The sequence below is a fragment of the Parasphingorhabdus sp. genome, assembly GCF_041748495.1.
Classification (GTDB): domain Bacteria; phylum Pseudomonadota; class Alphaproteobacteria; order Sphingomonadales; family Sphingomonadaceae; genus Parasphingorhabdus.
Window position 1 is genome coordinate 1 of sequence record NZ_JBGTDD010000145.1, and the last position, 21,154, is coordinate 21,154.

Below are 21,154 nucleotides of genomic sequence, written 5' to 3' on the forward strand. Positions count from 1 at the left end.
GCCGGCACCTTTTTCGGTGAGACGCAGCAATTTCTGGCGTCGGTCGATGATTCCGGGTGAAGTCAGAATGAATTGCCTGTCCTGCAATTCCTTCAAAACCCGGCCCAGCGACTGTTTGGTGATCGCCAGCAATTTCAGCAAGTCGCCAACGGTCAGATCGGGCTGCCGGGCAATGAAATATAAGGCGCGATGATGGGCCCGGCCCAGACCCTGTTTCGCCAGTTCCTGATCGATCGCATTGGTCAGTCTTGTATAGCCGAAATAGAGCAGCTCAATGCCGCGCCGGACCTCGTCTTCGCGCAGAAAAAGCGGCGAAGCTCCAGGGGATATGGCAGGGCGAGATACGTCAGTCATGTTGACGTATCTTGACAGGCTGATTAGGGGATTGCAAGACAATTGGATTATGCCTCCAATTCCTCCATTGGTCGGCACGAATAACAGCGAAAGCGGCAATTTATGGCAGATAGAGAAACCCTAGAATTCCAGCTCGAACCCAGCGCTTCGCCAGTGTCCGCCAGCGAACGGACCAGACGGCTGGAGAACCCCGGGTTCGGGACGCTGTTCACCGATCATATGGCCATGATCCGCTACAGCGAGGCCGAGGGCTGGCATGATGCCAAGATCACCCGGCGCGAACCCATTATGATGGATCCTGCATCCTCGGTGCTGCATTATGCCCAGGAAATATTCGAGGGCATGAAGGCCTATCGCCTCGCCGACGGGGCCACTGCGCTGTTTCGCCCAGAAGAAAATGCGAGAAGGTTTCAGGCATCGGCCCGGCGGATGGCGATGCCGGAACTGCCGGAAGCGATGTTTCTGGATTCGGTCGAATCTCTGGTCGATATTGACCGCGAATGGTTTCCCTCTGTCGAGGGCGGCTCGCTCTATCTGCGTCCATTCATGTTCGCGAGCGAAGTGTTTCTCGGCGTTCGCCCGGCCAAGGAATATCTCTATCTGGTGATCGCCTCTCCGGCCGGTGGCTATTTCAAGAGCGTCGCTTCGGCGATCAGCATCTGGGTGTCCGAACATTATAGCCGGGCAGCGCCTGGCGGTACCGGCGCGGCCAAATGCGGCGGCAATTATGCGGCCAGCCTGATCGCCCAGGCCGAAGCCATCGAGAAAAACTGTGATCAGGTCGTTTTCCTCGATGCCGCCGAACATAAATGGGTGGAAGAGCTGGGCGGCATGAATCTATTTTTCGTGATGGATGACGGCAGACTGATCACGCCGCCGCTGAGCGGAACCATCCTGCCGGGCATCACCCGCGATTCGATCATGACCCTTGCCCGGGAAGAGGGTCTGACGGTGACCGAAGAGCCCTATGCCATCGATCAATGGGAGGCCGATGCAGCCAGTGGCAAGCTGATCGAAACCTTTGCCTGCGGGACAGCGGCGGTGGTCACGGCGGTCGGTACCGTCCGGTCGAGCAACGGTGATTTTACCATCGGCGGAGGCGGGCCCGGCCAGCTGACCGAAAAACTGCGCCGGCGTCTGGTCGACATCCAGCGCGGGATCGCGCCGGACAATCATGGATGGGTCAAAAGACTGTTCGAAGCTTAGCTGTAACTGCCTCTTGCCCCTTGCGGGCAAACTGGATAATAGGCCCGTTCACCAGCGCGGCTCGCCAGAATCAGGCCCGCAACTATTGGGGTGTCGCCAAGTGGTAAGGCAGCGGCTTTTGATGCCGCCATGCGCAGGTTCGAATCCTGCCACCCCAACCAAACTGTAAAAATATATTATTCAGTGGCTTGATGGACAAGAGCGGGCCGCTGTGGGACATGTTTGTGGGACAGTTTATTTAGGGCGATTTCCGGGACCAGTCGGCTTCAATATCCGCGATGATATTCCAAATGCTTTCAGGGCCTATAAGATTGACGGGCAGAGCTCCGTCGGTGCCGGTAACTGCCAGATTGAAGATCATAAAAAAGGATCAGCCTAGTTCAGAAAAAATAGGCCGTCAGGCAGCGGTTCTGGTGGCCTCTCGTGGCGAGAACAGAAGCGCGCCCTCGATACGGTTGCGGCCGCCGGTCTTCGCTTTGTAAAGCGCAGTGTCGGCAGCCTGGAGCAGGCCGTGCGGCATCTCGATGGTGCCGCCGCTCGCGGCCATTGCAGTTGCTACGCCCACGCTGACTGTGACGACGCTACCTACCTCATAGCCTGGATGCGGAACAGCTAGAGCTTCGATGGCAGACCGAATCCGCTCCCCCGCAGCAAGTGCCCTGTTGTAGTCGGTACGAGGCAGAATGACCGCAAACTCCTCGCCCCCATATCGCGCAGCCAGTTCACCTTCCCGGGTAGCATTTTCCGCAATAGCGGCGGCGGCTGTACGGAGGCAATCGTCTCCGGCCTGATGACCATTGGCATCGTTGAACGCCTTGAAGCAATCGATGTCGATAATGAGCAGGGACAGTGCGTTGTTCTCACCGAGAGCTCGGCGCCATTCTTTCTCGAGGGACTCATCGAAAGACCGGCGGTTGGCAATCCCGGTCAGCCCGTCCTTGCGTGCAAATGCCTCGAGCTGCGCCTCGAGAATTTTCTTCTCATGTATATCACGCATGGTGAAGACGATGTCCGTGGGCCGGCCCGTCTGTGGGTCAAAAATCGTGCTGCAGTTCGTCTCGACCCAGATCACCGCACCGTCGCGCCGCTTGATGCGAAACTCAAGTTTCATATGTGGGAGAGTTCCTGAGAAGTGTTCGTGCACTGCCGACGCGACCTTCTCTTGATCATCGTCATAGATGAAGCCATTTTCCACGACGTTGCCGCCCATGGCGTAGATTTCACTGAGGGTATACCCGTAAAGGCGCTCGACGGACGGCGAGATGTAGCGCGCCTGACCATCCAACCCGAAGCGGAAAATTACATCGCCACAGTTTTCAGCAAGGAGCTTTAGGGACTCCTGCTCAAAGCTTTGCCGGCCCGCTTCCGTTGGCTTGCCTGCTTCCTTGGGATCGCTTCGCAGTCTCTGCACGAGCGCTCCCGCGAACTTCCCCAAGCGTTTCATTTTTCCACTCCACTAAGGAGACGGAGAGTAGATAAATTACGTTAACGAAGACCTAAGATCATGTTTTGCCGCGTCCTATCGGATCATCGCGCAGACGCTCCCATAATATCAACTAACAAGACGAGGCCCATGCTCCGCTAATTTACCCGGCCACCAGTGCCAAATGTTCTGACGACGGTCAGTTCGAATTCGGATCATTCTGTTCCAATTTGGCAAGGAAAAACCGCGAACCTGGTTAAAGAATGTGATGCCTCTCCTTATCAATACGAATTTGTCAATCACGAAACTTGACTTCAATAAACGAACTCGTGCTAAAGATGCGCTTCGTTTCCAGATGGTATGAGATAGTTGTAATGGCGATTAGCGACGCGAAGCAAAGTAGCGGGATCTTTGGCTGGATCGAACGCACTGGCAACAAGCTGCCTGACCCCGTTTTCCTGTTTTTCTATCTCATTCTGTTCGTGATCGCCTTGTCTGTGGTCGCGGAGTTTTTCGGTTGGTCTGCCGTTCATCCCATTGAGGTAAATGCTGAAACCGGCAGCAATACGGTAATTGGCGCGGCCAGCCTGTTAAGCGCAGAAAATATCCAGCGGCTGTGGATCGAAATGCCCAAGACATTCACGCATTTTCATCCTCTGGGCTATGTGCTGGTCGTCATGCTTGGCGCTGGCGTTGCAGAACGGTCCGGGCTTTTTGCGACGGCCATGCGCGCAGGCGTAAGAAACGCGCCTGTCGCTATCCTTACCCCAATAGTGGCTCTGGTCGCTATGCTAGGTAATTTGGCGGCTGATGCCGCTTACGTCGTGTTGATTCCGCTGGCGGGAATTATTTTTGCCGCTGCAGGGCGTCATCCAATCGCCGGAATCGCCGCTGCCTTCGCCGGCGTATCGGGCGGTTTCTCCGCCAACCTTTTCCCCGGACAATTGGATGCGCTGCTTTTTGGCATTACCCAAGCTGCAGCAGAAACAGTTTTTCCTGGCTGGGAAGCAAATATTGCGGGAAATTGGTATTTTATAGTCGTCATGACCTTCGTGTTCTTGCCAGTCATCTGGTTTGTGACTGACCGAATTATAGAACCACGACTTGGAACATATTCTGGCGCGCTTAATCCGAGTGAAAATATCTCCGGCGATGTTCAGCCAGTACAGGAGGATATGCAAGACAAGGCTTTGACGGTGGATGAAAAGCGCGGTTTACGCTTCGCCGGAATTGCACTGCTTGCCGTCGTCGCACTTTGGCTTCTGATGCTTTTTGGTCCCGGCACAGCTTTGGTTGATGAGAGCGCCGCGCCAGAAGCACAGCTTACGCCATTTTACCAATCGCTAGTCGCCGGTTTTTTTCTGCTGTTTCTGTTGGCAGGTTGGGGCTTTGGCAAAGGCGTTGGAAATATTAAAAATCACCGCGACCTTGTCAAGATGATGAGTGACAGCATGGCTGACATGGCGTATTTTCTGGTGCTGGCTTTCATGGTCGCACATTTTGTTGCGATGTTCAGTTGGTCAAATCTTGGATTGATTACCGCAGTTCATGGCGCTGTCGCTCTGCAAAGTTTGGATATGCCGGCCCCGGTGCTACTTGCCCTGGTAGTTATTTTCGTGGCGGTGATGAATCTATTTGTTGGCTCCGCCAGCGCGAAATGGGCTCTGTTGGCTCCCATATTGGTGCCAATGCTGATGTTGATAGGTGTGAGCGCGGAAACCACAACAGCCGCCTATCGCGTGGGCGATAGCGCGACGAATATTATCACACCGCTGATGGTCTATTTCCCGCTAATCCTTATATTTTGTCAGAGGTGGAATAAGGATTTCGGCATTGGCAATCTCACAGCCATGATGTTGCCTTATGCCATCTGGCTTCTCGGTACCGGGCTGCTTCTAATAATGATTTGGGTTGGATTGGATATTCCGCTGGGGCCCAATTCTCCGGTATTTTCTCCGCCGCCAACAGGTAACTAGGTTTATGCAGACAATTGACTGACAGCGAAGCACTAAACGCTTCGGTCATTTCAAAGTTTGATCCCGCTCAATTTCCATAGCAATTGACGTGACCCCCGTCGTTCATCCAGTTGGTAGAGTTTCCGTGATGGTTGAGGGTCCCCCTGTTTCACATCCAGGTTCAATGTTAGCCTCCCGCCTTCATCGGTCGGGGTTGCCGTATTTTCGCTCGACGGCCTGAGCTAGGGGGTTGGTCTGGGCGCCCGCCATATCCCCTGGGTTGTCTTATTTCCTGATTGAAAGAGACGGAAAAATGTAGGGGCCCGCAATTCCCGCTGTCCGCATCCTGCAGTGTGTGGGGCTTTCCGGACGGGCTCCTTTCATCCGTGGGAGGACAGCGGCTATTGGGCCGGGAGATGAAGGTCCCGTTTTGGGATAGATGATCGACCAAAAGCGGCTGTTTAGCATGTTGCAAAAAGTATGACGGGTTGCGATCCAATTGAAGCGGTTACCGATAAATGGCTCCAACCACCGCTATCGGCCAATTCTGTTTAGCCGCACTCCAAATCAGCTCTTATCAATCGCAAGACATGTGCGCATAATCTTGAATACTTCATCACGAGACTTGTCGGGTGTGCCGGGAAAACTGGCAGTAGAAAGCAACCGCTCATAATCCTTCTGGCCGAATTCAATGTCCAGTCTTCGGGACTGCTGAACAGCATTTCGCGCATCCCCCTCTTTGCCAAGCAGGCATTTATAGCTGGCAAGTGCGTAGTGAAATGGCGGATAGTTGGGGTTGCGATCTATCGCCTCTTCCGCAGCCCGCTCTGCCTGAACAATCTCGCCCTCAACCGATAGGCATGCGCTTCTGAACCAGGCCCAAACCCCGGTACGTGGATCGCGCGGCGCGCGCGCCTCTGAGTTGCGGATCAGGGTCAATCCATCCTTGATCTTTCCGGTATAACATTTGGTCAGACCCAGCACGACAGCGGCGTGCGGTTCATTGGGGTCAATGGAAAGCGATTGTTCAAGCAGTCGCTGCGCGGCCGGCATATCCCCCTTGATATAATATTGAATAAGCGCAGTGGAGGTCAGAACGTTGGGATCACGCGGCGCAACAGACCGAATCTCGTCCAGATATTGCAGAGCCAGCGGAGCATCTTTTTTGGGGTTGTCAGAAAATCCGCTGATCACATTTTGCGCAAGCTGTGTCGCCAACGCAGCCCGAGCCGAGTAATTTTCAGGATCAATCTCCACCGCGCGCTCCAGATAAGACATGATCTTCTTGGCCGGTTCGCGGCCATACCGAGATCGCTCCGATTCTGCCTTTTGAACGAGTTCGTAAACCGACAGGTTAAAGTCACGTTCGTTGCGAAGCTGTGCAATCTGTGACGCCTTGATTTCGGAGAATATGGATGTCGAAATTGCCTGTATGACCTGGTCCTGCAATTCAAAGAAATTATCGAGTGGTTCGGTAAATCGCTTGGACCAGATTTGCTGCCCCGCCTGTGCATCGCTGAGGTCAATACGCAGCACCAGCCTGTCGCCTTCCTCAACCATCGAGCCTGAAACTATATAGCGGACGTCCAGCTGTCTTGCCGCCTGTGCCGTATCGATCCGGGTGCCACCAAGTTCCCTGATCGAGCTGAACGGCGAAACCCGAGCGTTTGGCACGCGGGAGAGAGCCGCCGTCAGATCTCGCGTCATTCCTTCCGCCAGAAACGGGCGGCGGCCGTCCCCTGCCAGAGTCTCGATCGGCAAAACCGCCAGCGAAGATGTCGAGTCATTGGGAACGAAAGAGGACTCGCGGCTCAACGTCGAAGGTCCGCTCATCAGGAAAAATGCTACAGCAGCAATGCTGGTGATCACGACCAGCACGATAACAGCGTAGAGCCACGCAGGCAGGTTCGCACGAGATTTAGCGACCGCTTGCATGTCGTGTTCGGGTGCAGCTTCAGATAGAGCTGCGCTGTCCCCTGACGCAAGTTTGATATCGGCATCGAGCCGGTAGCCGAGCTTGGGAATTGTCTTTACAATATCGGTTAGCCCGTGATCGCTGACCAGCGCCTTGCGCAATAGCGAGACAAGCCTGCTCAGGCTTTCGTCGCCACCCGCACCATTCGGCCAGATTTCATCGATCAGATCAGCTCTGGCCCAAAGAGATCCCGGCTTTCGGGCTAGAGAGACCAGCAGCGCCATAACTTTCGGTTCCAGCGCGCTTTGCCCATTTTCACTCGTGAAACTTCAACAACCGACCGCGCGTCAGACGCCGGCGAACAACAGCCTCGCCTTGCGCATCGACACCGTGAGCCTGAAAAACAGACTTCGCAATATCCAGACCAATAATCGTAACCGTTCCCATAACTGCTCTCCTTTCCAAATTGCCCCGCACACAATAATGCAGGGTAGAGGGAGAGCCGTAACAGTTATCACTTGCAGACATGCGCCAATTGACTTGTATGATATTCTTGCCAATCAGAGACTTTTTGAGATTGGACTGTCACCACCAACAGTTTTTGATCAGAATGACGGTTGTTCCTCCGAATGCCGGTCTTATCGCGTCAGCGCGTAGTAGATCACATAGAGCCAGGAGAAAAATCCGTGGATAATCGCCCATAGAATCGACTGGTGCGTGGTGAAGCTTATGGCAATCGCCAGAGCGCTGCCAAAGCCGACACCCTTGCTGACAATCTCCCTGCGGACATAAGTCGCGCCTCTCCTCATCGGTGATTCTCCCGGCGCATAATCTTCTGGACGCATCCGTTCCGGCTTTATCTTTTCCGCCATGATCAGGCGGCTTCCCGGGTCCGGTCAGATAGCTCCTGGTTCAGCATTTCTGCCAGCAGGAACGCAAGCTCCAGCGATTGCGCTGCATTGAGGCGCGGGTCGCAATGGGTGTGATAGCGATCACCTAGCGATGCATCGGTGATGGCCACGCCGCCGCCGGTGCATTCGGTAACATTCTGTCCCGTCATCTCGCAATGGATGCCGCCAGCAAAAGTGCCTTCTGCCCGGTGCACCGCGAAAAAGCCGCGCACTTCGCTGAGGATACGGTCAAACGGACGAGTCTTGTAGCCACTGTCCGCCTTGATGACATTGCCGTGCATCGGATCGCAGGACCAGATCACCGGATGGCCTTCGCGCTTCACGGCCCGGACGAGCGGTGCCAGACCGCTTTCGACCTTGTCATGGCCGAAGCGCGAAATCAGCGTGATACGGCCGGGCTCGCGCGCCGGGTTCAGCGTGTCGAGCATCTTCAGGAGCGCATCGGGTGTCAGCGACGGGCCACATTTCATGCCGATCGGATTGCCGATACCGCGCAGAAACTCGACATGTGCAGAGCCCTCGAAGCGGGTGCGGTCGCCAATCCAGAGAAAATGCGCGCTGGTATCATACCAGTCGCCGGTCAGGCTGTCCTGGCGAGTCAGGCATTGCTCATAAGGCAGCAGCAGCGCTTCGTGGCTGGTGTAGAAGGATGTGGCTTTCAATTGCGGCACGGTATCGGGATTGATTCCGCACGCTTCCATGAAAGACAATGCCTCACCTATGCGATCCGCCATTTCTTCGAATTTTTTCGCCCACGGGCTGCGCGCCATGAAATCATGGGTCCAGCCGTGAACCTGCTTCAGATTGGCATAACCACCGGTCGAAAAGGCGCGGAGCAGGTTAAGCGTCGCGGCCGATTGATTATAGGCGCGTACCATCCGCTCCGGATCCGGAGCGCGGCGACTGTTGTCAAATTCGATGCCGTTGATGATATCCCCGCGGTAGCTGGGCAGTTCGACGCCATCCTGCACCTCAATATCGGAAGAGCGCGGTTTGGCAAACTGGCCCGCCATGCGGCCCAGTTTCACCACTGGCAGTTTCGACGCATAGGTCAGCACCACCGCCATCTGCAGGATGACGCGGAACGTATCGCGGATATTGTTCGGATGAAACTCTGCAAAACTCTCGGCACAATCGCCGCCCTGCAGCAGGAAGGCCTTGCCCGCAGCCACATCGGCCAAATCCTGTTTCAGGCTTCGTGCCTCGCCGGCAAAGACCAGCGGCGGGTAACTGCCAAGCAGTTCCTCGGTTTCCGCCAGTTTGGCAGCGTCGGGATATTGGGGCATGTGCAACCCTTCAAAATCCCGCCAGCTATTTGCCGTCCAATTTGTCGCCATCAGAGCGCTCCGCTTCATTTCCTATAAAATCGAGAGCCTTTAGGCGGGAGTCAAGGGGAATGGCAAGGGAAACCCAATGTTGGTTGCTTGCGAAACTATCGGTAAACTGCCGCTGCGGGCTAGCCTGCGGGCTTCTTCTTCCAGGTGCCGCTGTCGCGGAATTCGGATTTGAGGCGGCTGACACCAGGCAGATTCTGTCCGGCGAAAGCCTCGTCCCCACCCATGGCTCTTGCCTCATGGCTGTAATTGGGGGCCTGATAGGCCCGGCCTGCATTGAGCTCGAGGGTCGGAGCAGACCGATCGTGCCTGCGAGCATAATCGTCTGCCATCGCGGCCGCATTCTCTGAAAGGGCTGCTTCGGCCTTGCGCCGGCCAGCCTCATAGGCCTTTTCCAGTTCAAGAGGGTCGAGCGAGGATGCCGGGCTGTTGCCCTTGGCAATATCATAGCGGCGCGGTTTGGGTGCCGGCAAAGGCTCACCGCCACTGTATCCCTGGCTGAAGGCATTGGCCTTTCCGGCATTGCCCTTCCAGCTATAGAAACGATGCTCGCCGATCGTGCCGAGGAACCGCAGGCTCGGTGCCCAGTAAGGATAGACATAGCTCGCGTGATAATGGGTGGCGGTGCCGATGGTTGTATAGCTTTTTCCGGTCAGGGCTTCGGCAGCGACGTTGCTGGCGCGGTCCCAGTGAAACCGTGACGGCTTGCGACGTAGTGATCCATCGCAGGTGTAGGTAAACTGACAACCGGTGATCCGTTCGCTGCCTTGAAAGATCACGCCGCACACCGTGCCGGGGTAGCTGGGATGGCGAACGCGGTTCAAAATGACCTGAGCGACGGCGCGTTGGCCGGCATCCGGTTCCATCCCGGCTTCATAATAAATCGCCTGGGTCAGGCAATATAGGGCGCGACTATTGTCCAGGGCCGAACCGCGAAACGCGATGGGCCTGATGTGATAGGCCGCTGGCGTCCGATCGGACTCATTGCCGAGCCTATCGTATAAGCCGTCACCAGACCCCGCTCCGGTATCCGCGCCGAAACCGCCATAATTCTGAGGGATCGCGTAATTCGGGTCGATGAAATAGAAGGCCGAACCGGCGAAATTTTCCTCTGCTCGCTCGACCGATTGCAGCCGGGGGTCGCTGGGGTTGATCTGCTGCGCATCGACGCTTGATTGCGGCAGGCTGGCCGGAATCAGGATCAGGCTGATCAGGAAAAATGCGGTGAGCAATCTTTCGCGAATCGTCAGCTTTTTGAAGAGTTGGCCCGACTTGGTATCCGGTGCAGGCTTGAAATCACATGCCCTATCGGCCGACATCACGCTGTCGGAAATATTGTCCACCATGGTTAACGGCTCAGGATTCCCGCCCTTCTGCCCAAAGTCGGGCAGGTGACTGCTGAGAGGCGGGACATAAGGTGGTGGGACGCGCACGGGCTTTCGAGTACCTAATATGGGCCCAAGCGGGCGGAACAGGAGGGTTATAGAGGGTTTTCCGGGGCTTGGCGCGGGGCAAGAACAGGCTGTTCCATGATGGGACGCGATTGACCGACAGGTTAATCGGTTAACGTGATCCGCCGTTCCTGAATGCGCACCAGATATAGCGCGACGAGATATCCGGCCAGACCAAAAAATATTCCGCCAATAGCCGGTCCCACAACAATCCCGTCGAGCCCGAAATATTCGCGCCCGAACCAGAGAAATGGGACAAGACCGAGCGTGTTGCGTAGCCAGTTCATCACCGCTGACCAGTTGGGATGGCCCAGATTGTTGCAAGCGGCGTTGCCGATAAATAACATGCCGTTGAAAAAGAACAGCGGCGTCAGGAATACGGCAAAGAGCCAGAATACGTGACGCCCTTCACCCTGCAATTGGAACGCATCGCTAATCGGGCCACTGAGAAAATAGAGGATCGGCCAGATGATCAGCGTATAGGCCAAGGCAAATATCGTAGCTTGCTGGATCGTCGTGCGCACCCGGTTAAATTGCAGCGCTCCGAAATTTTGTCCGATGATCGGCCCGATGGCACCGGATAACGAGAAAATCAGACAGAATGCGACCGGTATGACCCGTCCGACAACCGCGAAACCGGCTATCACATCGTCGGAATAATCGGCGACAAAACGGTAAGAAATGAATCCACCGATCGGGGTGGCAACATTCGTAAGGATGGCTGGGATCAGGATCGTCATGATCGGCGGAATGTCCTGCCGGAAGCGCGGCAGGGAAAAGCGTTCAAACCCCCCGTAATTTTTCACGATCGGCCAGATCGCAAACAGAGCCGAAACCACCGCAGCGCATGCGCTGGCAACCGCCGCGCCATTCATTCCCCAGTCGAAGCCAAAGATGAAAATCGGATCGAGAATCGCATTGGTGATGCCCATGCTGAGCGTCACGTTCATCGCCCGCCGGGCTGCACCATGAGCGCGGAGAAAACCGGAGCAGACCATCGCCGCGACGCTGAACGGCAGGAATGGTGCAACGATCCGGATATAGCCGGTGGCCGCCTGATTGGCAGTTCCATTTGCGCCCGCCAGTTCCAGAATATCGGGTGCGAAAATGAAAAGCAGGATCGCCAATGGCACGATCAGCATGGCACTGAGCACAAGGATGTTGGTCAGATAGCGCCGCGCCTGATCCGGATTACCCCGGCCAATATGGTGAGCGGCGAGCGCGCTCGTTGCGATCATCAGGCCGATGTGGAAGGCGGTTGCAAAAAACAGGATCGTCGCGGCAAAACCCATGGCAGCCGTCAGTGAACTGTCGGCCAATTGTGCGATATAGAACAGATCAGCGAAGTCGACGATGAACATCGTCAGCAGACCTATGCTGGCGGTCAGCGACATGGTTGCGATATGTCGAAGCGGACTGCCAGTTAGGAATATGGCGGGTTGCGTCGCGATATTATCTGTTCCACTGCAAGTCGCCTGGCCGGAACTGGCAATGGCGGAAGAGAGTTTTTGCCCTATAGCCTTTTGCCAAGGGGTCAATTCATCTCTAGTAGAAAATGATCTTTAGGGAGCGTTGGATGATCTATCGAAATGGACTGATCGCATTGATGATCGCGATATTGCCAGGCTGTTCTGTCGCCGAGGACGATCAAGAGCCATCGTCGCAAGAACGCGGCGTTTTCGAGCGCAAGAATGTCGCGCCTAATCCTGCGGACAATCCTCTGACGCCGCGCAAGGCGGAGCATAGCTATGCACGGATCGCGCTCGACTGCATTAACAAACAATATCCCAACAAGATCAGCCATGTTCTGAACAGCGGTGACGATGTGGCAGAGCCAGCAAAGCTGACCCCGGTATTCTATGGCTGTTTCGACTGGCATAGCGCCGTGCACGGGCATTGGCTGTTGACGCGCCTTTGGGGGCAGGACCTGGTCCCCGAGATGGATAACGAGATCGCTGCTGCGCTGGCCGCGAATTTTACAGCGGAAAAGATTTCCGGCGAGCTCGCCTATATTCAGGGTGACGACCGGGCGTCGTTCGAGCGGCCTTATGGTCTGGCCTGGTTCCTGCAACTGACAGCGGAATTGCGCGAGATTGCAGATGGCGAAGGTGACAAGGCCGAACAGGCAAAGGCATGGCTGGCCCGATTGGAGCCATTGGAAGCTCAGATCGTAAGCAATATCAAGGACTGGCTGCCAAAACTGGCATATCCCATCCGGCTGGGGACTCACAATCAATCGGCTTTTGCTTTTGGATTGTTTCTGGATTGGGCCGATCGCAGCAATGACACGGACATGGCGAGTCTGGTGCGCGACAAGGCTCTGGGATTCCATCGCAATGACCGGAATTGTCCGATGGCCTATGAGCCTTCGGGAGAGGATTTTCTGTCTTCCTGCCTGATGGTTGCAGATTTGATGCGGCGGGTAATGGATGACAGGGAATATGCCAAATGGCTATCCGCTTTCCTTCCAGAGCTTCCGACCGATGGCAGCGCCGACTGGCTGGCAATTGGTATAGTCAACGACCCGACCGACGGTAAGCTGGTCCATCTCGACGGACTCAATCTTTCCCGGGCGTGGGCGCTGGAGGGCATGGCGTCGGCGCTACCGGCGGATGATCCCCGCCGTGCATCCCTCCTGGCATCGGCAAGTCTGCACGGTAATTCAGGCGAGCAATCTGTCCGTACGCCGCATTATTCCGGCAGCCACTGGCTGGCCAGTTTCGCGACATATTGGCGGACCAGGAGGGGAATCGAGCCAATCAGCAGCAATCCAGATTTGTGAAGCCTGCACCCATCATTCGACCGGCACAACCCGCCGAAATCCGAACAGCTTCACTGTTCAACCGGTTATTTCCTGTCAACCGGAACTTGGCGATCAAATCAATATTTGGTGTTTGGGGCGCCTATTTTCTGTTTGAAACAGGCCGCCTACTCTATGTTTCGAACAGCAATGCAGAGGCCCTGTTCGTCCAGCGGATATTGATGACCATCATCTGTATCACATTCACCTGGCTGCTTTATCGCATGCTGATCGCGGTGCGCAGCGGCGGTATGGGTGCCGCGATCTTCATGCTGGTCCTGCCAACCATGATTCTGGCCAATTATATCGCTATTCTCGACCAGATCGTTTTTGACGATCAGGCAGCCCTGTTCGAGTTTTCCTATCTACTCGATCCGATTGATTTCGCCTTGTTCGACTGGGTATTAATCCTCGATGAGACATTTACGCGCTATTTTATTCTGGCCGGCTGGGGTGCGCTATATCTGGCTTTGTCGCACAGTCAGGACGTGCAGCGGATGATGGAACATAGTCGGCAGCTGGAGCGGGTAAACCGGGAAAGTGAATTGCGTGCGCTGCGCTACCAGTTGAATCCGCATTTCGTTTTCAATGCGCTCAATTCGGTCAGCAGCCTGATCATCGACCGTCAGAATGAGCAGGCGGAAAAATTGGTCGATGATCTGGCGGACTATATGCGGGCGGTGTTGACCGGAGGCGCCGAGGACATGATTACGGTGGAGCAGGAAATTGCCCAGCAGGCGCGCTATCTCGAGATTGAGCGCATGCGTTTTCCCGAAAGATTGCACTATTTTGTCAATATCGCGCCAGCGGCAAATGGCTGGAAAATACCGGCGTTGATCATCCAGCCACTGATTGAAAATGCGATAAAATTCGGTGTTTCGAGTGCGGATCAGCCTCTGAATATCGTCATTTCCGCGCAAATCGACGGCGATCGGTTGCAAATCCGTGTCGCCAATGATGGCCGTGTGAAAATCCCGGCCGAGCAACCGCATGACCGCACAGACGGCACCGGCACCGGCCTCTCCAACATCCAGAACCGGCTGAAAGCTCTATATGGTCAAAATGCTTCACTTTTCTTGGCGAACAGCAAGGACGGAATGGCTGTTGCAACCATCATATTGCCCGACCCTTCCCTGATGTTCGAGGATATCTGAGAATGACCCAACGGTCACCATCGGTCCTGATTGTCGATGATGAACCGCTCGCTCGCTCCCGCCTCAAAGCGCTGTGTGAAAGGTCCGGACTATTCGGAGACATGGCTTTGGCCAGTGGCGGTCGTCAAGCGATGGAGAAAATCAAGCAGCGTCAACCCGATATTCTGCTGCTCGACGTCGATATGCCCGACTTGTCAGGACTTAAGGTGGCGGAACTTTGCCAAGGTCTGACGCGGATGCCGGAGATTATTTTTACGACAGCGCATAGCAATTATGCGGTGCAGGCGTTTCGACTGGAAGCGACCGACTATCTCTTGAAGCCAGTCAAGGAGTCGTTGCTCCGCGAGGCCGTCAAGCGCGCCATAGCCAATCGCGAACACGATGTCGTCGGTCAGGAGTCTGATATCGCGCAACGACTTTGGGTGCAGGACGGGACGGGGTCATTGCAGTTGATTGTTTCGGATATCGAGCGAGTGGAAGCAGAGCGCGATTATATGCGGCTCTATCTACCCGGCCGCAGTTATCTGGTGCACCAATCCATGCGCTCGCTGGAGAGCCAGCTACCGACGAGCCTGTTTGTTCGCGTTCATCGATCGGCCATCGTGCGCCGGGATCGGATCGCGGAGGTTCGCCGCAAAGGGCGCAAGCATTATATAATCCTGCAGGATGGCGGCCGGCTTCCGGTCGGACCGCGCTATGCAGACCGGATCACCGCCTTTGCTCAGACCGGACGCTTGGGCGGATCAGAGACCGTGACCGAATAACGCGGTACCGGCGCTGGCTGCTGCATACCATCGACATCGACAAAGGTTTGCCGCGCAACATTATGGGGATGCTCCTTGGCTTCGGTCAGGGACAGGACCGGCGCAAAACAAATGTCTGTGCCCTCCATCAGATCACACCATTGCGAGCGGGTCTTGGTTTTGAACAGAGCGGCCAGTTTTTCCTTCAATGCGGGCCATTGCCTAGGATCCATTTGGGCATCGAAATCCTTAGCTTCCGTCAGACCCGCTACCTGTCGAAGTTCTGCGTAAAATTGTGGCTCGATTGATCCAATCGAGATATATTTGCCATCGGCCGTTTCATAGCTGTCATAGAAATGTGCGCCGGTATCGAGCAAATTGACCCCTCGTTCATCCCGCCATTGACCGATATTGTGAAAGTCAAAAATCATGGCCATCAATGTGGCTGAACCATCGGTCATCGCACAGTCGACCACCTGGCCCGTGCCGCCGGTCTTGGCGTGAAGCAGAGCGGAAACCATGCCAAAGGCCAACATCATGCCGCCGCCGCCAAAGTCACCGACCATATTGATCGGCGGAGTCGGTTTCTCGCCAGCACGACCGAAGGCATGCAAGGCGCCGGAGATAGAAATATAGTTTATATCATGCCCCGCGGCCGCGGCGAGCGGTCCAGATTGGCCCCAGCCTGTCATCCGGCCGTAGACCAGCCGTGGATTGTCCGCGAGCAACACCTCCGGTCCCAGTCCAAGGCGCTCCATGACGCCGGGGCGGAATCCTTCAATCAATCCATCAGCATTTTTGACGAGGTTGCGGGCGGTTTCAATCCCTTCCTCCGACTTCAAGTCAAGCGCCACCAATTTGCGGGAGCGGGAAAGAGCGAGTCGGGGGTCTGGGGCGCTGCCTGGTCGATGGAGAACGGTCACCGTGGCTCCCTGATCGGCGAGCATCATGCCGCAAAAGGGCCCGGGACCGATCCCGGCAAACTCGATGATATTAATTCCGGCTAATGGTCCCGCCACGTCCTGCTCCCGTTTAATCGACTGATTAAAGTGTCCTATGCAGGGAAGTTATTCTAATCAAGCTTATTGTTGCGGGTTGACTGGCAATCTAGCGAGGACGCTGGCCGTGCCGCAACGGCACGGACTTTTTGGACTGTTGACGCAGATAACGTGGCAATTCCGTTTTATTTTGTCCAACGGGCTTTCTCGCCAGTTTCGGATCAATCGGATGATCGAAGGCGACGCCAAATCGACCCTGTGCGACCCAGGCGACATGGCCGGTGATGCGACCAATATTCCGGAGCTCCAATTGTACCTTGTCTCCCCGTTTGGTGGGCACCGGCGCTTCGGCCATGAGGCCACCCGCTGACAGATTGCGGATCCGCACCTCGCCGAAATTTTCGTCATTCACAAAGCATGATTCAGCTTTCAGGAACAGGCTGTCTCGATCGAGCTCCCGTTTCGGATGGCCGAGGGCCTGACTGTTCATTTTCAGACTATCGTCAAATGTTTCTTTCATGTGCATCCCGTAGTCGATAAATGTAAAGGCATGTGCCGGAAAGCAAAACATAAAGCAAAATAGGTGCAAATTTGGTTAATATCTGCGCTTTTTCCTCGCAAAAATATTGATATGTCTCAGTGCGTCCTTGTTGTCTCGCCCACGGCACTGAAGTTCATGAATTTTATTGCGGCGACAGGAACCTATATCACTGATCGCGCGAGATTTTCTCGTTCCTCTCATGCGCTTCCTGCGCCTCGACGGTCATCGTCGCAATCGGTCTGGCTTTCAGACGGTCCAGCGAAATCGGTTCACCGGTAACCTGACAATAGCCATATTCGCCGTCTTCGATCCGTCGCAGAGCCGAATCGATTTTCGATGTCAGCTTGCGTTGACGGTCACGGGTCCGCAACTCCAGACCCCAGTCGGTTTCGCTCGATGCACGGTCATTGAGATCGGCTTCCTGGATTGGGCCATCCTGCAAATGCGCCAGGGTTTCCCTGGATTCGTCGATGATTTCCTGCTTCCATTTTTTCAACGCCTGCTTGAAAAATGCGAGCTGCCGCCCGTTCATGAACTCTTCTTCGTCGGTCGGTTCATAGCCGTCAGGGAGGATCGAATCTGCGCCATTAGCGCCATTTTCTGTGGATGCTTTTTTTACCGAGGATGCCAACATACTCTCCAAACATCTTGCCCTACCCGAATCCGGAGGACTGGACCATATACACGGCGGGCCTATATAGAGCGGACTTGGGGGAAACAAGGCGCAAAATCGCTGTTTCTCCAATTATCCAGAAAATGGAATATTTTGGCGAAAAATCAGACGATTGGTGAAAGGCGTTTCGGTTCGCAACCGCATGAACCCTGGTGACATCAATCGCTGTCAAAAAGCCTGCATTTTTCGCGATTGGGAAAGGAATCCATGCCAAACGGTTCCATTTCGGGACATTAACCGTGGCTGGATACATACTGTTAACATATTTTTCCGTTTCGTAGCGGCAAACAGGGTTAATGTAATTGAGATTTACCCTTTATTCTGTCTTTCTGATGCATGTCAGGACGGCGAAAGCTACAGTCAGCATGGAAAGGTTGGCTTACCGATCGCGTCTACAGCGGAAGAGAGATGAAATTATGTCGGTACGGATGGCTTTGGCGAAATTATGCGCCTGCACTTGCGGCGGCGCTTTGATTGGTGGCGGCGCGGTGCATGTTTCGGAGGCGCCGACTGCCCCATATGTCAAAAAAATGTCGAAAAAGCAGCCTGTCCGGGCCCGGGTGGTCAGATCAGGTGAGCCGGCGCGCAAGATTAAGCGCACACGGCGCACGGTCACCAAAACGGTCACAGCCTGCCAGCCCACTGTCGTCACCATTGCCCAGACCCCTGCACCGCAACCCATTCCGGTTCCCTTGCCTCCTTATATTCCACCCGCACCGCCTATGGATGGCGGCGGCGGTTCAGTGCCGGTTGTGATCGGTGGTAGCGGTGGATATGGCGGCGGCGGCGGTGGCTTCTTCGGTGGCTTCTTCGGTGGCGGCGGCTCCGGCGGCGGCAGTGTCGTGATTTCCTCGACTAGTACTGGTGGATCAACAAGCACCTCTTCCGGCGGCAGTTCCACCGGTGGTAGCTCAACCGGTGGTAGCTCAACCTCAACCGGCGGCAGTTCCACCGGCGGCAGTTCAACCGGTGGTAGTTCCACCGGTGGTAGCTCAACTTCAACCGGCGGTAGTTCAACGGGTGGTAGCTCAACTTCAACCGGCGGCAGTTCCACCGGCGGTAGCTCAACCTCAACCGGCGGCAGTTCCACCGGCGGTAGTTCAACCTCAACCGGCGGTAGTTCCACCTCAACCGGTGGTAGTTCCACCTCAACCGGCGGTAGCTCCACTTCGACTAGTGGCGGCTCCACCAGCACCTCCACCGGAGGCAGCAGTTCTTCCTCCTCGAGCTCATCGAGCAGTTCATCCAGCTCTTCGGGCGCCACCGGCGGCTCCTCGAGCTTCGGCGCCAGTAGTTCCTCGAGCAGCTCTTCCAGTTCCAGTTCCTCGAGCAGCAGCTCTTCCTCAGGCGGCAGCAATGGCGGTTCGAACGGCGGCACAGAGGTTCCGGCACCACCGGTGGTACTGCTTTTCGGAGCAGCAGCGGCGGCCTTGTTTGCCCGGCGGCGCAAGGCGAAAAAGCCAATTGCCGCTTGAGACGCCGGTAATGTCATGATCTGAAAAAGCGGCCGGAGTAATTTGGCCGCTTTTTTCTTTGCAGTCTTGCAAGTGAAACAGACGCTCGGCATAGGCGATTGCCATGCATGATATAAAATATATTCGTGAAAATCCCGAAGATTTTGATGCGGCGCTGGCGAGGCGCGGCGTTGAATCTGTCGCGCGGGATGTGCTGGCGCTGGACGAGCAAAGCCGCGCGCTCAAAACCGAGTTGCAGAAAGGGCAGGCGCGCCGCAACGAGGCATCCAAGGCGATCGGCAAGGCCAAGGGCCAGGGCGACGAGCCCGCTGCGCAGGCGTTGATGGCAGAAGTCGCCGAGCTAAAGCGCAGCATGCCGGAGACAGAGGAAAGGGAGCGGGGAATTTCTGACCGAATGCAGGCGATTCTGGCCTTGCTTCCGAATTTGCCGGACGAGGCCGTTCCTCCTGGAGACAATGAAGACGATAATGTCGAGAAAGCGCGCTGGGGCGAACCGCGCCAGTTTGATTTTGATCCGAAAGAGCATAGCGAGATCGGCCCGGCGCTGGGACTGGACTTTGAAGCGGCCGCTGAAATGTCCGGTGCCCGCTTTGCTTTTCTCCGCGGACGGATCGCAAGACTGCAGCGAGCGATCGGACAATATATGCTCGACCAGCAAACCACCAAAAATGGCTTTCAGGAATGCGCGCCGCCGTTGCTGGTCCGCGATGAAGCTGTTTTTGGCGTTGGTCAGTTACCGAAATTTGCAGAAGACATGTTCCAGACAACCGACGGTCGCTGGTTGATACCAACCGCCGAAGTGAGCCTGACCAACAGCGTCAGGGGCCAGATCCTGGAGGAAGCATCGCTGCCCATCCGCCTTACCGCCCTGACCCCCTGCTTTCGCAGCGAGGCTGGTTCGGCGGGCAAGGACACAAAAGGCCTGATCCGCCAACACCAGTTCGAAAAGGTAGAATTGGTGACAATTGCCCATCCCGATCATAGCGACGATGAGCATGAGCGGATGACCCAGGCCGCGGAGTCAATCCTGCAGGCGTTCGAATTGCCCTATCGGAAAATGCTGCTCTGTGCTGGCGACATGGGCGCAGCCGCTCGCAAGACCTATGATCTGGAAGTCTGGTTGCCAGGCCAGAATAGCTATCGAGAAATTTCCAGCATTTCCAATTGCGGCGACTTTCAAGCGCGCCGGATGAACAGTCGTTTTCGTCCCGACGGCGAGGAAAAGGGCACAAGATTCGTCCACACGCTCAACGGCTCCGGGCTTGCCGTGGGTCGCGCTTTGGTGGCGATCCTCGAAAATTACCAGCAAGCGGATGGCTCGGTCACCATTCCGCCAGCCTTATTGCCCTATATGGGCGGGATCGACAAACTGGAGCCGGAATGATGCGGATATTGTTGACGAATGATGACGGGTTTGACGCGCCGGGCATGAAGATTCTGCTCGATATCGCATCGCATTTTTCCAACGATATCTGGCTGGTCGCGCCGTCTGACGAAAATTCGGGGGCTGGGCATTCGCTGACCCTCACGCGACCACTGCGGATCCGCAAGCGCGGGGACCAGCAATATTCGGTCGACGGCACACCGACCGATAGCGTGATGATGGCGGTGGCCAAGATCATGCAAGATGGTCCGCCCGACCTCATATTGTCCGGCGTCAATCGCGGTGCCAATCTGGGCGAGGATGTCACTTATTCCGGTACCGTTTCGGCGGCGATGGAAGGTGCCTTGGCGGGGATCCCGTCGATTGCGCTCAGCCAGGCCTATGCGCGTGAGGATATCGGTGCCAATGTTCCTTTTGATGCTGCGGTGCATTGGGGCGAGCGGGTGTTGCGGCCGCTGATCAATCAACGCATGGATCACCGGACGCTGGTAAATATCAATTTTCCGGCGGTGCCCGCAAGCGATGTCAAAGGTGTGCGGGTCGTGTCGCAGGGTATCCGCGATTACGGCCGCTTGCAGATCGTCAGCAACCGCGATCCTCGCGGTTTTGAATATCACTGGTTCGGTCTCGGGCCGATGGTGGAAACCCCAGCGCATAGTACGGATCTGGAAGCGATCGCCGATGGTTTTGTCTCGATAACACCGCTCCATCTGGACCTTACCCATTATGGTTCGATGGACAGCTTGAAAAACCTATATCCCTGATCGAGAGTTGCGGCTCCGCGAATTTGCTATGTTTTTGGGAGCTGGGCTGGCAAGCTCGGGATTTGCTGCTAAT

18 protein-coding genes, 1 tRNA gene and 1 pseudogene are annotated in these 21,154 nt (G+C 55.7%); 8 read left to right on the forward strand and 12 right to left on the reverse strand.

From position 1 onward, the window contains the following. A partial coding sequence (locus tag ACEW8J_RS12595) for a MarR family winged helix-turn-helix transcriptional regulator (protein WP_373491995.1) occupies window positions 1–354 on the reverse strand: 354 nt, incomplete at its 3' end. A gap of 102 nt (window positions 355–456) precedes the next feature. Here ACEW8J_RS12595 and ACEW8J_RS12600 point away from each other — a divergent pair. Then, on the forward strand, window positions 457–1,560 hold the full coding sequence (locus ACEW8J_RS12600; protein WP_373491996.1) for a branched-chain amino acid aminotransferase: 1,104 nt from the start codon (window positions 457–459) through the stop codon (window positions 1,558–1,560). An 86-nt stretch (window positions 1,561–1,646) separates the two neighbouring features. Beyond that, window positions 1,647–1,721, forward strand: a tRNA-Gln gene (locus tag ACEW8J_RS12605). 236 nt (window positions 1,722–1,957) lie between these two features. Here the strand turns inward: ACEW8J_RS12605 and ACEW8J_RS12610 are convergent. After that, window positions 1,958–3,004 carry a diguanylate cyclase gene (locus ACEW8J_RS12610; RefSeq protein ID WP_373491997.1) on the reverse strand — a complete coding sequence of 349 codons (1,047 nt, stop codon included), beginning with the start codon at window positions 3,002–3,004 and terminating at the stop codon, window positions 1,958–1,960. Window positions 3,005–3,357: 353 nt separating this feature from the next. On the opposite strand from ACEW8J_RS12610, the gene ACEW8J_RS12615 reads away from it, so the two are divergent. Then, complete coding sequence (locus tag ACEW8J_RS12615) at window positions 3,358–4,959, forward strand: AbgT family transporter (RefSeq protein WP_373491998.1); 1,602 nt, start codon at window positions 3,358–3,360, stop codon at window positions 4,957–4,959. Window positions 4,960–5,505: 546 nt separating this feature from the next. Here the strand turns inward: ACEW8J_RS12615 and ACEW8J_RS12620 are convergent. The 6 genes and pseudogenes from ACEW8J_RS12620 to ACEW8J_RS12645 form a co-directional block, all read right to left on the reverse strand. Then, entirely contained in the window at window positions 5,506–7,152 is a 1,647-nt protein-coding gene (locus ACEW8J_RS12620) for a winged helix-turn-helix domain-containing tetratricopeptide repeat protein (RefSeq protein WP_373492018.1), read from the reverse strand. A gap of 25 nt (window positions 7,153–7,177) precedes the next feature. After that, window positions 7,178–7,300: pseudogene (locus tag ACEW8J_RS12625) on the reverse strand (IS110 family transposase); the annotation flags it as partial. Between the two features lie 191 nt (window positions 7,301–7,491). Then, entirely contained in the window at window positions 7,492–7,725 is a 234-nt protein-coding gene (locus ACEW8J_RS12630) for a hypothetical protein (RefSeq protein WP_373491999.1), read from the reverse strand. A gap of 2 nt (window positions 7,726–7,727) precedes the next feature. Beyond that, complete coding sequence (locus ACEW8J_RS12635) at window positions 7,728–9,101, reverse strand: class II 3-deoxy-7-phosphoheptulonate synthase (RefSeq protein ID WP_373492000.1); 1,374 nt, start codon at window positions 9,099–9,101, stop codon at window positions 7,728–7,730. Between the two features lie 119 nt (window positions 9,102–9,220). Beyond that, entirely contained in the window at window positions 9,221–10,444 is a 1,224-nt protein-coding gene (locus tag ACEW8J_RS12640) for a cell wall hydrolase (RefSeq protein WP_373492001.1), read from the reverse strand. Between the two features lie 209 nt (window positions 10,445–10,653). Further along, window positions 10,654–12,087, reverse strand: coding sequence for an MATE family efflux transporter (locus tag ACEW8J_RS12645; RefSeq protein ID WP_373492002.1), 1,434 nt, complete (start codon window positions 12,085–12,087; stop codon window positions 10,654–10,656). 38 nt (window positions 12,088–12,125) lie between these two features. On the opposite strand from ACEW8J_RS12645, the gene ACEW8J_RS12650 reads away from it, so the two are divergent. The 3 genes from ACEW8J_RS12650 (at window position 12,126) to ACEW8J_RS12660 (ending at window position 15,267) form a co-directional block, all read left to right on the forward strand. Beyond that, window positions 12,126–13,331 carry a DUF2891 domain-containing protein gene (locus ACEW8J_RS12650; RefSeq protein WP_373492003.1) on the forward strand — a complete coding sequence of 402 codons (1,206 nt, stop codon included), beginning with the start codon at window positions 12,126–12,128 and terminating at the stop codon, window positions 13,329–13,331. A gap of 86 nt (window positions 13,332–13,417) precedes the next feature. After that, on the forward strand, window positions 13,418–14,503 hold the full coding sequence (locus ACEW8J_RS12655; protein ID WP_373492004.1) for a sensor histidine kinase: 1,086 nt from the start codon (window positions 13,418–13,420) through the stop codon (window positions 14,501–14,503). Between the two features lie 2 nt (window positions 14,504–14,505). Beyond that, complete coding sequence (locus ACEW8J_RS12660; RefSeq protein WP_373492005.1) at window positions 14,506–15,267, forward strand: LytR/AlgR family response regulator transcription factor; 762 nt, start codon at window positions 14,506–14,508, stop codon at window positions 15,265–15,267. On the opposite strand, the gene ACEW8J_RS12665 is transcribed toward ACEW8J_RS12660, so the two are convergent. The 4 genes from ACEW8J_RS12665 to ACEW8J_RS12680 form a co-directional block, all read right to left on the reverse strand. Then, window positions 15,225–16,265: a CaiB/BaiF CoA transferase family protein gene (locus tag ACEW8J_RS12665; RefSeq protein ID WP_373492006.1), complete on the reverse strand. Its 1,041-nt coding sequence runs from the start codon at window positions 16,263–16,265 to the stop codon at window positions 15,225–15,227. The two genes, ACEW8J_RS12660 and ACEW8J_RS12665, sit on opposite strands and share 43 nt — an antisense overlap. 88 nt (window positions 16,266–16,353) lie before the next feature. After that, window positions 16,354–16,764, reverse strand: a complete 411-nt coding sequence (locus ACEW8J_RS12670; RefSeq protein ID WP_373492007.1) for a PilZ domain-containing protein — start codon at window positions 16,762–16,764, stop codon at window positions 16,354–16,356. Between the two features lie 187 nt (window positions 16,765–16,951). Further along, entirely contained in the window at window positions 16,952–17,419 is a 468-nt protein-coding gene (dksA, locus tag ACEW8J_RS12675; RefSeq protein WP_373492008.1) for an RNA polymerase-binding protein DksA, read from the reverse strand. Window positions 17,420–18,158: 739 nt separating this feature from the next. After that, on the reverse strand, window positions 18,159–18,950 hold the full coding sequence (locus ACEW8J_RS12680; RefSeq protein ID WP_373492009.1) for a hypothetical protein: 792 nt from the start codon (window positions 18,948–18,950) through the stop codon (window positions 18,159–18,161). 86 nt (window positions 18,951–19,036) lie between these two features. Here ACEW8J_RS12680 and serS point away from each other — a divergent pair, with 86 nt between their 5' ends. Then, entirely contained in the window at window positions 19,037–20,317 is a 1,281-nt protein-coding gene (gene serS / locus ACEW8J_RS12685) for a serine--tRNA ligase (protein ID WP_373492010.1), read from the forward strand. Further along, window positions 20,317–21,081 carry a 5'/3'-nucleotidase SurE gene (gene surE, locus ACEW8J_RS12690; protein ID WP_373492019.1) on the forward strand — a complete coding sequence of 255 codons (765 nt, stop codon included), beginning with the start codon at window positions 20,317–20,319 and terminating at the stop codon, window positions 21,079–21,081. Before serS ends, surE begins: the two co-directional genes overlap by 1 nt. Window positions 21,082–21,154: the final 73 nt, after the last annotated feature.